Source organism: Nocardioides oleivorans (assembly GCF_004137255.1).
Taxonomy (GTDB): domain Bacteria; phylum Actinomycetota; class Actinomycetes; order Propionibacteriales; family Nocardioidaceae; genus Nocardioides; species Nocardioides oleivorans.
In genome coordinates, this window is the sequence record NZ_SDWT01000006.1 from 1 (window position 1) to 14,000 (window position 14,000).

Sequence of the window (14,000 nt, forward strand, 5' to 3'; positions counted from 1 at the left end):
GGACGTCGAGGGTCTCGGTGGACCCGAGGGCCTTCTGGGCGGCGGCGTCGTGGGCCAGGGCGTGGTCCAGGTCGAGGGCGTCGGCGAGGTCGAGCTCGGCTTCGACGTGGAGGGTGCCGGCGTAGTGGACGTCCTCATCGTGGACGGTCACGTGTCGGGGGTCGACGTGCAGGTAGCCGTCCTCCGGATCAGCAGCCCGATCAGGTGAAGCGAGGTCGAACCGTTTGATGGTCTCCGCGACGAGCCTGTCGAGCTGCGCGGTCCCGACCTTTCCTGCGACAGCGGCGACCTGGTCGTCGACCCATCCAGCGGCTTCTTGGGTGAGGGCCGGGGTGGTGTGGATGGTGGTGTCTGCGACCAGCCGGGCACGCCAGGCCGGAACCAAGCCGGCGTGGACCTGCGACCAGAGGCGGGGGAGTCGGTGGCGGAGCTCGAGGGCATGCCCGATCAGCTTCTTGGCCGCAACAGACGAGATCCCGAGCACGGCTCCGAGCTCGGCCACACAGAACTCCGCCACCAGGGGACAGCCCTCGCCCGCGATGGGCTCCTCGTGCTCAGAGCCCGGAATCGTGAACGCCGCGGCGAGGTGAATCGACTCCGGCGGGTGGAGGTCGGCCCACCTGGCGGCGAGATCGAGCTGACGGGCGGCCGCGGCATTCTCGGTGTCACGCTCGGAACGGATCGAGGCGAGCAGGGCCGAGGCGGAGAGGTCGTCGGCCTCTGCCTCGGGCGCCGCCAGCGTGTCGATCATGTGTTCGATTATATCGGCGAGCACCGACGCCGGCTATGCCTGAACCGGATCTGTGGAAAGCAGAATCGGCGGGACGTCGAGTCTGGCCGGCCCTCCACCTTGGCCTCGGCGGCGGTCTTGGTTTCGACACGGGCGCGGGGCGCCCTGCTCAACCAGCGACTCCGCGGCGCCCTGCTCAACCAGCGATCAGCGACCGCGGGGACCCGCCACTAGGCTCTGCACCGTGAAGCGTGCCGTCCGCCAGCCGACCCCGCACCCGTCGGGTGCGACGCCTCCGCCGGTCCCGAGGGACCTGGTGCCGGAGCACGTCGCGATCATCATGGACGGCAACGGGCGGTGGGCCAAGGAGCGCGGGCTGCCGCGCACGAAGGGCCACGAGCAGGGCGAGCACACGCTCTTCGACGTCGTCGAGGGCGCGATCGAGATCGGGGTGAAGGCGATCTCGGCCTATGCGTTCTCGACCGAGAACTGGTCCCGCTCGCCCGACGAGGTGCGCTTCCTGATGGGCTTCAACCGCGACGTGATCCGCCGCCGCCGCGACGAGATGCACGAGCTCGGCGTTCGCGTGCGCTGGGCCGGTCGCGCGCCCCGGCTCTGGAAGTCCGTCATCAAGGAGCTCCAGGTCGCCGAGGAGATGACGCGCGACAACGACGTGCTGACACTGACGATGTGCGTCAACTACGGCGGCCGCGCCGAGCTCGCCGATGCGGCCCGCTCCATCGCGCGCGAGGTCGCGGCCGGTCGGCTCGACCCCGACAAGGTCGACGAGAAGGTCTTCGCCCGCCACCTCTACGTCCCCGAGCTGCCCGACGCCGACCTGGTCTGGCGCACGTCGGGGGAGCAGCGGCTCTCCAACTACATGCTGTGGCAGGCGGCCTACAGCGAGATGGTCTTCACCGACGTGCTGTGGCCCGACGTCGACCGCCGCCACCTTTGGGCGGCCGTCGAGACGTACGCCAGTCGTGACCGACGCTATGGCGGCGCGATCCCCAACGGCCCGGCCTAGCGGCGAGCCGCTCTCAACCGGGAGAGACCCGCAGCAGCCACTGCATCTCGCGGTAGCGGTCCTCGAGCTCGTCGGGCTGCGGCACGACGTCCTGCGACGTGCGGGTGTCCTCGACGCGCACGGGGCGCGGCAGCTGCGAGTACGACGACGCGGCGGCCATGCTGCGAGGGTAGCCCGTCAGCGGCAGGCGGGACAGGTCCCGAAGATCTCCAGCGTGTGGCTGATGTCGCCGTAGCCGTGCTCCTGCGCGATCGCGTTGGTCCAGCGCTCGACGGCCGGGCCCTCGACCTCGACGGTCGCCCCGCACGTGCGGCACACGAGGTGGTGGTGGTGCGTGTCCGAGCAGCTGCGCCAGATCGCCTCGCCGTCCTCGTTGCGCAGCATGTCGACCTCGCCGGCGTCGGCGAGCGCGGCGAGCGTGCGGTAGACCGTCGCAAGGCCCACCGAGTCGCCCTGCTTCTGGATCAGGTCGTGGATCTCCTGGGCGCTGCGGAAGTCGTCGAAGCCCGCCAGCGCGGCCGCGACGGCACGGCGCTGGCGGGTGGGCCGGACCGTGCGGGGCTGGTCGGCCGGCGCGGGTCCGGAGGACGCCTGCGGGTCAGTGCTCGTCATAGTGCTCTCCGTGTACGGCGTGACGGTGGCCGTCGTGGACGTAGTCCACGTGGTCGCCGTGCGGGACGGCCGGGTGGCCGCACGCCTCGCCGTGCTGGTGGGGGTGCTCGTCGTCGGTCGCCGAGCGGTGGGGTGTCGCGGGGACCTCGGGGAAGGGTGCCATCAAGGTGCTGCGCCGGCGCAGCCACACGCCGATCGGCCAGGTCGCGGTGAACATCGCCAGAGCGACCATCACGATCGTCGGCCCGGGGTAGACCGAGACCCGGAACGACAGGGCGGCGCTGAGCAGGAGGCCGCCGACCGCGGACACGCAACCGACCACCATGGCGCCGAACAGGGTCGTGCGGAAGGAGCGGGCGAGCTGCTGCGACGTGGCCACCGGCACCACCATCAGCGCGGAGACCAGCAGCAGCCCGACCGTACGCATCGCGACGGTGATGCTGACCGCGGCGAGCACCGCGATGAGCAGGTTGTAGCCACGCACCCGGAGCCCGGCGACCCGCGCGAAGTCCTGGTCGCTGGCGACGGCGAAGAGCTGCGGCGAGAGCCCGAGCGCGACGACGAGCACGACCAGGGTGAGCGCGGCGGTGAACCACACGTCGGCGGACGAGATCGCGTTGAGCGAGCCGAAGAGGTAGGCCTGCAGGGTGGCGGCACCCTGGCCGGCGATGCCCGTGATGAGCACGCCGCCCGCGAGGCCGCCGTAGAACAGCAGCGCCAGCGCAACGTCGCCGTTGGTGTGGCCGCGCTCGCGGATCAGCTCCATCAGCACCGCGCCGAGCACGGCGACGACGATGGCGGTCCACGTCGGCGAGGCGCCGGTGAGCAGCCCGAGTGCGACACCCGTGACGGCGACGTGCCCGATGCCGTCGCCGAGGAGCGCGAGGCGGCGCTGGACGAGGAAGGTGCCGATCGCCGGGGCGGCCAGCCCGGTCAGCAGGGCGGCGATGATCGCGCGCTGCATGAAGCCGAGCGAGAACAGGTCGAGGAACGTCATGTCAGCGCTCCCTCCGATCCAGGTCGAAGGGCGACGCCACGTGCGGCGCGTGGTCGTGCCGGCTCGGACCCTCGTGCGCGTGGTCGTGCCCGTGCGGGTGGTGCGTGTGGGAGGCGAGCTCCTGCGTGAGGGGCGGGCCGTCGTAGGCGACCAGCCCGTCGCGCATCACGATCGAGCGGTCGATCAGCGGCGCCATCGGGCCGATCTCGTGCGCGACCAGGAGGATCGTGGCCCCGGTCTCCTTGAGCCTGCCGAGCGCATCGGCGAGCGCGCGCTGGTTGACCAGGTCGACGCCCGCGGTCGGCTCGTCGAGGACGAGCAGGTCCGGCTCGCCGGCCAGCGCCCGTGCGATGAGCACGCGCTGCTGCTGGCCGCCCGAGAGCTGCGAGATGCCGTACGACGCCCGCCCGGCGAGGCCGACGACGTCCAGGGCGTTCTCGACGGCCCTGCGGTCGGCTCCGCTGGTCGGGCGGAAGAGGCCGCGGCGGCCGACCCGGCCCGAGGACACGACCTCACGGACCGTCGCGGGCACGCCACCGATCGCGGACGAGCGCTGGGGCACGAAGCCGATGCGCCGCCAGTCGGTGAAGTCCTCGATCGGGGTGCCGAACAGCCGGACCGTCCCCCGGGTGTGGGGGAGCAGCCCGGTGACGGACCGCACCAGGGTCGACTTGCCGGAGCCGTTGGGGCCGAGCAGGGTCACCATGTCGCCGGAGCGGACGGTCAGGTCGACGTCACGCAGGATCGGCCGGCCGCCGATGGAGACGGAGACCTGGTCGAGGACGACGGGCGCGGTGGGATCGGGAGACGTCACGAGCAGTCGTTGGCCTTCTGCAGGGCCGCGAGGTTCTCACGCATGATGGAAAGGTAGTCCTCGCCGGCCGTGTCGTCCGAGAGCCCCTCGATGGGGTCGAGCACCGCACTGGCGATTCCCATGTCGCTGGCCAGGGTCTCGGCCATCTTCGGGCTGACCAGCCGCTCCGAGAAGACCGTGGTCACGCCGTCGGCGTCGATCAGCTCCTGGAGGTGCGCCAGGTCGGCCGCAGTGGGCTCCGACTCGGGCGACAGGCCGGCGATCGGCTCGAAGTCCACGCCGTAGCGGGCGAGGTAGCCGAACGCGTCGTGGCTGACCACGGTGGTGGTGCGTGCGCAGGCGGCGAGGCCGTCGGTGTACTCCTGGTCGAGCTGCTCGAGGTCGCTGCGCAGCGACGAGGCGTTGTCGGCGTACGTCGTGGCGTTGTCGGGGTCGAGGTCGGACAGCTCGTCGGCGACGGAGTCGGCGAAGTCGGCCACGAGCAGCGGGTCGAGCCAGAAGTGCGGGTCGACGTCACCGTGGTCGTGGCCCTCCTCGGCGTGCTCCTCCTCGGTCTCGCCCTCGTGGGACTCCTCGCTGTGGTCGGCCGGCATCAGGTCGATGACGGACGTGACGTCGAGGATGTCGGCGTCGGTGTTCTCGGCGGCGGCGTCGACGGCCGGCTGGAAGCCCTTCTCCAGCACCACCAGGTCGGCACCCTCGACCTCGGCGGTCTGCTTGATGTCGAGGCTGAGGTCGTGCGGCTCCTGGCCGGGCTGGGTGAGGTTGTCGACGGTCCAGCCGTCGCCCGCCACCCGCCCGGTCACCCAGGCCAGCGGGTAGAACGAGGCGACCGCCTGGCGACCATCCCCGGACGAGTCACCTCCCGACTGACCGCACCCGGCAAGGAGGGCGGAGGCGGTCAGGAGGCTGAGGGTGACGGGAAGGGAGCGGGTGACGAGCGACATGAGAACGATTCTCACGGTGTTTGAGAACCATTGTCAAACCGAGGAGCGACTAGCCTCGGCACGTGCTCGTCGTCACCCGCCTCCGTACGCCGGCCTCCTCGTCCGGGATCGACCCGCGAGCCGAGCAGGACCTGCGCGCGGGCCTCCTGCGCGCGCTCGGCATCCTCGAGGCGAAGCCGGGCTTCGTCACCGGAGGTGTGGGCCGCAACGTCGACGACCCGACCCTGTGGGTGCTGACCACCCGCTGGGAGAACGTCGGCTCCTACCGGCGCGCGCTGGGGTCGTACGAGGGCAAGATGCACATCCAGCCCCTGATGGTGCACGCGCTCGACGAGCCCAGCGCCTACGAGGTCGTGGAGGAGGGGACCGACCTCAACGAGGCGCAGCCCCGGTCGATAGGCTGACGCCTCACGTCAACCTGCTCCTCAACCTGCTCCGTGCACAAAGGATCCTCCACCGTGGCCAAGCCCGCTCCGACCGCCCTGGACAACGTCGTCTCCCTGGCCAAGCGCCGAGGTTTCGTCTACCCGTGCGGTGAGATCTACGGCGGCACGAAGTCGGCCTGGGACTACGGCCCGCTCGGGGTCGAGCTCAAGGAGAACATCAAGCGCCAGTGGTGGCGGTTCATGGTCACCCGTCGCGACGACGTCGTCGGCCTCGACTCGAGCGTCATCCTGCCCACCCGCACGTGGGAGGCCAGCGGCCACCTGAGCACCTTCAGCGACCCGCTGACCGAGTGCCAGTCGTGCCACAAGCGCTTCCGCGAGGACCACCTGCAGGAGGACTACGCGGCGAAGAAGGGCAGCCCCGAGAACCCCATCGACCCCGACACGGTCGACATCAACGAGCTCATCGCGTGCCCCAACTGCGGCACCCGCAACGCGTGGACCGAGCCGCGCAACTTCAACATGATGCTCAAGACCTACCTCGGCGTCATCGAGGACGAGTCCGGGCTGCACTACCTCCGGCCCGAGACCGCACAGGGCATCTTCCTCAACTTCGCCAACGTGGTGACCTCGAGCCGCCAGAAGCCGCCGTTCGGCATCGCCCAGATGGGCAAGAGCTTCCGCAACGAGATCACGCCGGGCAACTTCATCTTCCGCACCCGCGAGTTCGAGCAGATGGAGATGGAGTTCTTCGTCAAGCCCGGCGAGGACGACGAGTGGTTCCGCTACTGGATCGAGGAGCGCACCCGCTGGTACGTCGACCTCGGCATCAACCCCGACAACCTGCGCCACTACGAGCACCCGGCCGAGAAGCTGTCGCACTACTCCAAGGGGACGACCGACATCGAGTACCGCTTCGGGTTCTCGGGTCGTGACTTCGAGGAGCTCGAGGGGATCGCGAACCGCACCGACTTCGACCTCAAGCAGCACAGCGAGTTCTCCGGCAAGGACCTGTCCTACTACGACCAGGCCGCCGACGAGCGCTACCTGCCCTACGTCATCGAGCCGGCCGCCGGACTCACCCGCTCGCTGATGGCGTTCCTCATCGACGCCTACACCGAGGACGAGGCGCCCAACACCAAGGGCGGCGTCGACAAGCGGGTCGTGCTCAAGCTCGACCCGCGCCTGGCGCCGGTCAAGGTCGCCGTGCTCCCGCTCAGCCGCAACGCCGACCTCTCGCCCAAGGCGAAGGCGCTCGCCGCCGAGCTGCGCGAGAACTGGAACGTCGAGTTCGACGACTCCGGTGCGATCGGTCGCCGCTACCGCCGCCAGGACGAGATCGGTACGCCGTTCTGCGTGACGGTCGACTTCGAGACGCTCGACGACCACGCGGTCACCGTGCGTGAGCGCGACACGATGGCGCAGGAGCGGGTCAGCCTCGACGGCATCTCGGCCTACTTCGCGAGCAAGCTCATCGGCTGCTGAGCCTCCGGGAGGCTCACGGGGCCGTGTAGGCCCACGACAAGGTGGCGGAGATCTCCCCGGTGGTGGTGGCCGTCGCGCGGATGACGACGGCCCTCTCTCCCGACCAGTACGGTCCAGCGGGATTGGTCCACACGTTGGTGCCCTCGCCGTAGACGCACAGCCACCCGGCCGGGGCGGTCGGAGCCGCGACGGAGCCCGAGCAGCTCGGATTCCAGGTACCGAAGGGCCCGATCGGGGAGCCCGGAGCCATGAAGACGTTGGTTCCCGACACGAGTGGCTGGGTGGGGCGAGCGGGCAGCGAGAGCGTGGCCGAGGACACCTGTCCGCCGGCGGTCGCGGTGAAGAAGAAGGACTCTCGTCCCGTGACCGTCTGCCCGCTCGGGATCCGGTCCCACGAGCTGACCCCGCGAGCACCCTGGCCGCCCGTCGCTCCGGTGGCTCCCGCCGGACCCGCGGCCCCGGTCGGACCGACCGAGCCGCGCAGCCGCTCGACCGCCTTCGGGCTCAGGTCCTCGACCTTGATCGTGCCGTCCTTGATCTGCTTGCTCGTGACGAGGGTGCCGGCGGCGTACGACCCCGCGCCGACGCTGGCGAGCAGGGCGGCGCTGACGACGACGGCGACGGGCGCGGACAGACGGGGCATGGTTCCTCCTGTGGCATCGGACCGGAGGTTCGACACTGCTCCGATGACACCCACCGCGGCATCCGTGCTGCCCACATTTGTGTGGCACTGTGGGGAGACGACCCACTCACGCATCGGGGGATGACATGGGATCTCGCGCTCGACTCCTGGCCGTCGCAGTGCTAGCAGGCCTGCTCGTCCCGCAGGGCGCCGTGGGCGCGGCACCCTCGGGCGACCGGGTCGTGCGCGCTGCCGACCCACCGACCCGGACGATCTCGCCGATGCGGCTCCCGCGCGGGCGCGACGCGCGCGTCGACCTCATGCAGGACGGCGTCATCCACACCGTCGACGGCGCCACCCTCCCGATCCGCACCCCTGTCAACGGGGAGCAGCGCCAGCTGCTGGGGGAGAGCCCGAAGGGCTGGCTGGTCGCGGTCCGCAAGGGCTACCTCAGCCGGGTCATCGCCGTCCGCCCCGGGCGCCGCCCCGCCGAGATCAGGCACAGCCGCACCACGAGCTACGGCGAGGGCGACTCGGCGATCGGCTGGCTGCTCGCCCGGGACGGGAAGATGCTGGTCTCGACGGTCTTCGACCGCGGCGGCAGCACCCGCGACGCCATGTCGCTCCAGGGCAAGTTCCTGGGGATGAGCTACTCCGGCGCCTTCGTCACCCCGATGGACGCCGACGCCGGCCACGTCGTGACCTACGAGGACAACGAGTTCTCGCGCCTCCGCCTCTTCGACTGGGTGCCCCGGACGTCGAGGACCCAGATCGCCAAGAACGCCACCTACGCCTCGCTGCGCGAGGACCTGATGTTCGTCCGCACCACCGGCCGGCTCTACGGACCGACGGCGGTCTCGGCACCCGCGGAGCCGGCGTGGGCCGAGCCCTTCTCGCCGCTCGCGATCTCGCCCGACGGCGAGACCGCCGTCGGCCTGCGGATCTCCAGGTCGGGCTTCGACAGCCCCGCCGTGCTCGACGTACGTCGGATGAGCGACGGTGCGCTGCTCGACTCGATCGCCTTCGGGAAGAGGATCACCATGGACAACTGGTCGATCACCTCCGCCCACGAGCAGACGGCCGCGTGGGAGAGCAACCGACGGTTCGTCTTCCAGCTGCCCGCCCCCGGCGGCGCCGTGCTCGTGCGGTGCGACCTCGAGCAGCGGTGCCAGCGCGCGTCGGAGGTGGGAGGCAACATCTCCTTCCCGCACGAGTCCTTCATGTGGTGGTGAGCCTCGCGGCGCGCGCCGTCGTGCCACGATGACGCCATGCGGCGTCCCCTCCACCTGACGAGCTGCGCAGCGCTCGTCCTGGCCACGCTGTCGCTCGCGGCGTGCAGCGGCGCGGATCCGGGAAGCGACGCCGAGCCGGCCGGGACGCCCGCCGCGGCCGCGGCGAGCGGGACTGCGCCGGGCACTGCGTTGTCGTACGGCGACAGCGCCACGCTGGTGTGGCAGCCGACCTCGACCATCACGGGCGAGCTCGAGCTGAGCGTCGACACGGTCGCCGAGCAGCGCCCGTCCGTCCTCGACGGCTGGCTGCGTGACGACGCGATGGCGGCCTCGCGGCCGTACTTCGTCACCGTCACGATCACCAACACCGGAGCCGCCGACCTCGGCGGCCAGGCCGTGCCGGTGTACCTGCGCGACGACGACGGCAGGCTCGGTGCGGCGTGGTCCTTCGGCGGCGACTTCACCGCGTGCCAGAGCGGGCCGCTGCCCACGCCCTTCGCGACGGGCGCGGAGACGGAGATGTGCCTGGTCTACCTGGCGCCGGACCGCGCCCGGGCCGAGGACGTGGTGTTCGAGCCCAGCGAGGGCTACGACCCGATCACGTGGACGGGTCAGGTCGAGCGGCCGGAGTCGTCCCGGAGCTCGAGGCGCGGCTGATTTTGGGGACGGCCGGCCACGGTTCGACAATGGAGCCATGACCGCCGTGCCCGCCTCCCTCACGCTCGGCTCGCTGCGCGTCGAGACGCCGGTCGTGCTGGCGCCGATGGCCGGCATCACCAACGCCGCCTACCGGCGACTGTGCGCCGAGCAGGGCGCGGGGCTCTACGTCTCCGAGATGATCACCAGCCGCGGCCTCGTCGAGGGCGACGAGGTGACGAAGAAGATGCTGACCTTCGACGACCTCGAGACGGTGCGCTCGGTCCAGCTCTACGGCACCGACCCGGTCTACATCGGCAAGGCCGTGGAGATCCTCTGCGCCGACCACGGCGTCGCCCACGTCGACCTCAACTTCGGCTGCCCGGTCCCCAAGGTGACCCGCAAGGGCGGCGGGGGAGCGCTGCCGTGGAAGCGCGGTCTCCTCGGCGAGATCCTCGAGCACGCGGTCTCCGCCGCGGCGCCGTACGACGTCCCGGTGACGATGAAGACCCGCAAGGGCCTCGACGACGACCACCTGACCTTCCTCGACGCGGGCCGCATCGCCCAGGAGACCGGGGTCGCGGCGATCGCGCTGCACGGCCGCACGGTGGTGCAGGCCTACTCGGGCGAGGCGGACTGGGAGGCGATCGGCGACCTGGTCCGGCACGTCGACATCCCCGTGCTCGGCAACGGCGACATCTGGGAGGCGGCCGACGCGCTCCGGATGGTCGAGCAGACCGGTGTCGCGGGCGTGGTCGTGGGCCGCGGCTGCCTCGGTCGCCCGTGGCTCTTCCGCGACCTCGCCGCCGCCTTCCACGGCGAGGACGTGGCAACGCTGCCGACCCTCGGCGAGGTCAAGCAGATGATGCGCCGGCACGCCGAGCTGCTGTCGGAGCACATGGGCGAGGAGCGGGGCTGCAAGGAGTTCCGCAAGCACATCACCTGGTACCTCAAGGGCTTCCCGGCCGGCGGCGAGCTGCGCCACCAGCTGGCCCTGGTCGACTCGCTCACCAGCCTCGACACGCTGCTCGACGGGCTCGACGACACCGCCGCGTTCCCCGAGCGCGAGCTCGGCACGCCCCGTGGCCGGCAGGGCGCCCCGCGCAAGAAGGTGGTGCTGCCCGACGGGTGGCTCGACGACACCGACGGCCGCGGCTCGCACCTGCGCGAGGACGCCGACGAGACCACCGGCGGCTGACCGGCGCTGCCCGGGGTGACCCGGGACACGGGTGATTTGTCCATGGAGAATTGGGACACGGCTCGATTCCTGTGCTTCACTCGATGATCGCGTCGACGTGGGCACGAGGTCTTCCCCTGCTTTCCCTCGTGGTTTCGACGCAGTCCCCCGAAAGCAACCGCAAAGGATCAGCGCTGTGGCTCAGCATCGCCACAAGCGGGAAACCCCTGCTGCCCCCCGACACAACCGCATCCCCCGAGCTGTCCTCGTGTCCGCTCCGCTCGCCGTCGTGGCGACGGTGTCCGCGGTCACGATGGGGGTCCTCGCGGCGGAGCCGGCGACCTCCGACACCGACAACCTGCTCGCCTCGGCGAGCTCGCAGTCCTTCACGAAGGCCGCGTCCAACAGCACGGCCCTGAGCCGTCGCAGCGACACTGTCTCGCGCTCGCAGATCCGCACGGCGGCGAAGGCGGAGTCCGCGGCACGCCAGGACCTCGCGGTCGACAAGGTGGCGCGCCAGGCGGCCCGCAAGCTCGACGACACCGTGTGGACCACCGAGGCGCTGAACCTCTGGGACGGTCCGTTCGAGAAGGCCGAGAAGATGGGCGAGATCGCCGCCGTCGAGCAGGTCTCGCTCACCGGTCGCGAGCAGGCCGGTCGCACCCAGATCGTGGTCGACGGCCAGTCGCGCTGGGTCACCTCCGACTACCTCGACGCCGAGAAGCCCCAGCCGGGCCCCAGCCTGGGTGGCACCTGCAGCAACGGCTCGTCCATCTCGGCGGGACGCGAGTCGCTCTACGAGATCCACGACGTGGTCTGCTCCAACTGGCCCGAGGTCACGAGCTACGGCACGTGGCGCGGCGACGGCGAGCACGGCCAGGGCCGGGCCATCGACATCATGGTCAGCGGTCCGCTCGGCTGGACGATCGCCAACTTCCTGCGGGCCAACTACTCCTCGCTGGGCATCGAGTACATCATCTACTCCCAGCAGATCTGGTCCGTCGAGCGCTCCGGCGAGGGCTGGCGCGGCATGTCGAACCGGGGATCGGTCACGGCCAACCACTACGACCACGTGCACGTCACGGTCTACTGACCCACCGACCCGATCCTCCGTGCGACGTCAGCCGGCGGACCAGTAGTCGCGCGGGTCGGCCTCGGGGTGCTCGGTCACGGTGTCGAGCAGCTCTCCCGGGGGGTGGGCGTTGCCGTGCGTGGCAGCAGCCAGCAGCGCCTCCTCGCCCTGGCCGCGCGTCAGGTCGTGCGGCACCACGAGCAGCCGCAGCGCGGTCCGGTGCGAGGTGGTCAGCACCACGAGGTGCCGGCCGTCGCCCGGGAACGGCCCGACCTTGACGTAGCGCCCGGAGACCGCGACGGCGCGCGCCCTCAGGTCCCAGTCGGGGGACGACACGACCGCTCGCGTGACCCGGCCCAGGTGGTCGGGGAAGTGGTCGATCAGGTCGGCCAGCTCCACGGGCAGGTCGCGGCTGCGCGGCCACCACCCGCCGTCGAGCACGTCCCGGCCGGGAGACTGCCCCATCCGCAACCGGAGCGGACCGCGCGAGACAGGCTGGTGGGGCGTCGTCATGACGTCCGCCTCTCGACCGGATCGGCGCACCGACGGTGGACTCGTGGACCGGTCTGTTGCCCTGACCCTATGCCGGTTCGCCAACGTGTCCCCGGCGCTCGCTAGGCTGACCGGCCGATGGGCATCGAGGAGCTGTACGACGACTCGGCTCGCGAGCGCGTGGTCGCCGAGCCACCGAAGCGGGTGGACGCGCCCGTGCGCTTCGCGTTCGAGCGCGACCGGGCGCGCGTGGTCCACGCGGCGGCCTCACGACGGTTGGCGGCCAAGACCCAGGTGGTCGGTCCGCAGACCGACGACTTCGTCCGCAACCGGCTCACGCACAGCCTGGAGGTCGCCCAAGTGGCGCGCGACCTGGCCCGGGCGCTGGGCACCCACCCCGACATCACCGAGACCGCGGCGCTGGCCCACGACATGGGCCACCCGCCCTTCGGCCACAACGGGGAGCGGGTGCTGGCCGAGCTCAGCTGGGACTGCGGCGGCTTCGAGGGCAACGCCCAGACCCTGCGCCTGCTGACCCGCCTGGAGTCGAAGACCTTCGACGCCGACGGCCGGTCCGTGGGGCTCAACCTCACCCGGGCCGTGCTCGACGCCTGCACGAAGTACCCCTGGGGTCGCGACGAGGCGACCGGGCCGCACGGGGTGCACGCCGACGGCACCCCGCGGGTCGTCGTGAAGTTCGGCGTCTACGACGACGACCGGCCGGTCTTCGACTGGCTGCGCGCGGGTGTCGACGGGCCGGACCCGCGGCGTCGCTGCGTCGAGGCCCAGGTGATGGACCTCGCCGACGACGTCGCCTACTCGGTGCACGACGTCGAGGACGGCATCGTCGCCGGGCGTCTCGACCTCACCCGCCTCGACCGCGAGGCGCTGTGGGAGACGGTGCGGTCCTGGTACCTGCCGGGCGCCGACGACGCCGCGCTCGACTCCGCCCTCGAGGGCCTGCGTGCCGTCGGGTCCTGGCCGCGCTCGTCGTACGACGGCAGCAGGCGGAGCCTGGCCGCGATCAAGAACCTCACCAGCGACCTGATCGGTCGATTCTGCGGCCACGTCCAGCAGGCGACCTTCGCCGCCGCCGACGGCGGTCCGCTCGTGCGGCACCGCGCCGACCTCGTCGTGCCCGTCCGGACCGAGGTCGAGGTCGGGGTGCTCAAGGGCATCGCCGCCCACTACGTCATGCAGGCCGACGACCGGGTGAGCCTCATGGTCCGGCAGCGCGAGCTCGTCGCCGAGCTCGTCGAGGCGATCTGGGACCGCGGCAGCGACGCCCTCGACCCGGTGTTCACCGAGGACTGGGACGCCGCCGCCGACGATGCCGGCCGCCGGCGCGTGGTGATCGACCAGGTCGCGTCGCTCACCGACGCGAGCGCGGTCGCCCGCCACGCAGCCCTGACCCGCTAGGGCAGGTCGCCCTGCGGGTAGGGGTTGTCCTGCAGCGCGACGTTGTCGGGGTTGAGCTGGTCCTCGAGGTCGGACTGGTGGCTGCCCGGCGTGACCTTGTCCGCGACCGTGCCGGCCGCGGTGGCGACCTTGTCCTTCACGACAGGGGCCGCGGTCTGCGCCTTGTCCTTGGCGAGGTCGGCTGCCTGGTGCGCCTTCTCCTGCACGCGCGGGTCGTCCTTCACGCGGGTGACGGCCTTCTTGATCTGCTCGTAGCGCTCGCGTCCGGCACGGGTGCCGAGCACGTAGCCGGCGCCGGCGGCGAGGAGCAGGGTCAGCTTCTTCATGGTGGTCTCCCTCTGCAGTGGGATGG

The 14,000-nt window shown here is 71.2% G+C and carries 17 protein-coding genes; 8 read left to right on the top strand and 9 right to left on the bottom strand.

The features are described from left to right. The coding region (locus tag EUA93_RS21090) for a DUF222 domain-containing protein (protein ID WP_129402326.1) at positions 1–751 on the bottom strand (751 nt) is incomplete at its 3' end. Positions 752–974: 223 nt separating this feature from the next. On the opposite strand from EUA93_RS21090, the gene EUA93_RS21095 reads away from it, so the two are divergent. Further along, on the top strand, positions 975–1,757 hold the full coding sequence (locus tag EUA93_RS21095) for an isoprenyl transferase (protein WP_129402327.1): 783 nt from the start codon (positions 975–977) through the stop codon (positions 1,755–1,757). A gap of 13 nt (positions 1,758–1,770) precedes the next feature. On the opposite strand, the gene EUA93_RS21720 is transcribed toward EUA93_RS21095, so the two are convergent. The 5 genes from EUA93_RS21720 to EUA93_RS21115 are packed head-to-tail and all read right to left on the bottom strand — an operon-like array spanning position 1,771 to position 5,127. After that, a complete protein-coding gene (locus EUA93_RS21720) occupies positions 1,771–1,917 on the bottom strand; it encodes a hypothetical protein (RefSeq protein ID WP_165355261.1) in 147 nt (48 codons plus the stop codon). Positions 1,918–1,934: 17 nt separating this feature from the next. Then, the gene (locus EUA93_RS21100; protein WP_129402328.1) at positions 1,935–2,369 is read right to left on the bottom strand and encodes a Fur family transcriptional regulator; all 435 of its coding nucleotides are present in this window, start codon (positions 2,367–2,369) and stop codon (positions 1,935–1,937) included. Then, positions 2,356–3,366 (bottom strand): metal ABC transporter permease, encoded by a 1,011-nt coding sequence (locus tag EUA93_RS21105; RefSeq protein WP_129402329.1) that lies wholly within the window; start codon positions 3,364–3,366, stop codon positions 2,356–2,358. Before EUA93_RS21105 ends, EUA93_RS21100 begins: the two co-directional genes overlap by 14 nt. 1 nt (position 3,367) lies before the next feature. Beyond that, positions 3,368–4,180 carry a metal ABC transporter ATP-binding protein gene (locus EUA93_RS21110; RefSeq protein ID WP_129402330.1) on the bottom strand — a complete coding sequence of 271 codons (813 nt, stop codon included), beginning with the start codon at positions 4,178–4,180 and terminating at the stop codon, positions 3,368–3,370. After that, positions 4,177–5,127, bottom strand: a complete 951-nt coding sequence (locus tag EUA93_RS21115; protein ID WP_129402331.1) for a metal ABC transporter substrate-binding protein — start codon at positions 5,125–5,127, stop codon at positions 4,177–4,179. Before EUA93_RS21115 ends, EUA93_RS21110 begins: the two co-directional genes overlap by 4 nt. A 62-nt stretch (positions 5,128–5,189) precedes the next feature. Between EUA93_RS21115 and EUA93_RS21120 the strand changes: the two genes are divergently transcribed. After that, positions 5,190–5,531 carry an antibiotic biosynthesis monooxygenase family protein gene (locus EUA93_RS21120; RefSeq protein ID WP_129402332.1) on the top strand — a complete coding sequence of 114 codons (342 nt, stop codon included), beginning with the start codon at positions 5,190–5,192 and terminating at the stop codon, positions 5,529–5,531. Positions 5,532–5,585: 54 nt separating this feature from the next. Then, the gene (locus EUA93_RS21125; RefSeq protein WP_129402333.1) at positions 5,586–6,998 is read left to right on the top strand and encodes a glycine--tRNA ligase; all 1,413 of its coding nucleotides are present in this window, start codon (positions 5,586–5,588) and stop codon (positions 6,996–6,998) included. 13 nt (positions 6,999–7,011) lie between these two features. Here the strand turns inward: EUA93_RS21125 and EUA93_RS21130 are convergent, their stop codons facing one another. Then, entirely contained in the window at positions 7,012–7,641 is a 630-nt protein-coding gene (locus EUA93_RS21130; RefSeq protein ID WP_129402334.1) for a hypothetical protein, read from the bottom strand. Positions 7,642–7,766: 125 nt separating this feature from the next. On the opposite strand from EUA93_RS21130, the gene EUA93_RS21135 reads away from it, so the two are divergent. From EUA93_RS21135 to EUA93_RS21150, 4 genes are all read left to right on the top strand, one after another. Continuing rightward, positions 7,767–8,852, top strand: a complete 1,086-nt coding sequence (locus tag EUA93_RS21135; RefSeq protein WP_129402335.1) for a hypothetical protein — start codon at positions 7,767–7,769, stop codon at positions 8,850–8,852. A 36-nt stretch (positions 8,853–8,888) separates the two neighbouring features. Beyond that, complete coding sequence (locus tag EUA93_RS21140; RefSeq protein ID WP_129402336.1) at positions 8,889–9,509, top strand: DUF4352 domain-containing protein; 621 nt, start codon at positions 8,889–8,891, stop codon at positions 9,507–9,509. A gap of 37 nt (positions 9,510–9,546) precedes the next feature. Beyond that, a complete protein-coding gene (dusB, locus tag EUA93_RS21145; RefSeq protein WP_129402337.1) occupies positions 9,547–10,686 on the top strand; it encodes a tRNA dihydrouridine synthase DusB in 1,140 nt (379 codons plus the stop codon). A gap of 247 nt (positions 10,687–10,933) precedes the next feature. Continuing rightward, positions 10,934–11,758 (top strand): VldE C-terminal domain-containing protein, encoded by an 825-nt coding sequence (locus EUA93_RS21150; protein ID WP_129402338.1) that lies wholly within the window; start codon positions 10,934–10,936, stop codon positions 11,756–11,758. A 27-nt stretch (positions 11,759–11,785) separates the two neighbouring features. Here the strand turns inward: EUA93_RS21150 and EUA93_RS21155 are convergent, their stop codons facing one another. Continuing rightward, positions 11,786–12,250, bottom strand: a complete 465-nt coding sequence (locus tag EUA93_RS21155) for a DUF5994 family protein (RefSeq protein WP_129402339.1) — start codon at positions 12,248–12,250, stop codon at positions 11,786–11,788. Between the two features lie 117 nt (positions 12,251–12,367). Here EUA93_RS21155 and EUA93_RS21160 point away from each other — a divergent pair, with 117 nt between their 5' ends. Continuing rightward, positions 12,368–13,648, top strand: coding sequence for a deoxyguanosinetriphosphate triphosphohydrolase (locus tag EUA93_RS21160; protein WP_129402340.1), 1,281 nt, complete (start codon positions 12,368–12,370; stop codon positions 13,646–13,648). Here EUA93_RS21160 and EUA93_RS21165 read toward each other — a convergent pair. Then, entirely contained in the window at positions 13,645–13,974 is a 330-nt protein-coding gene (locus tag EUA93_RS21165; RefSeq protein ID WP_207208889.1) for a YtxH domain-containing protein, read from the bottom strand. The two genes, EUA93_RS21160 and EUA93_RS21165, sit on opposite strands and share 4 nt — an antisense overlap. Positions 13,975–14,000: the final 26 nt, after the last annotated feature.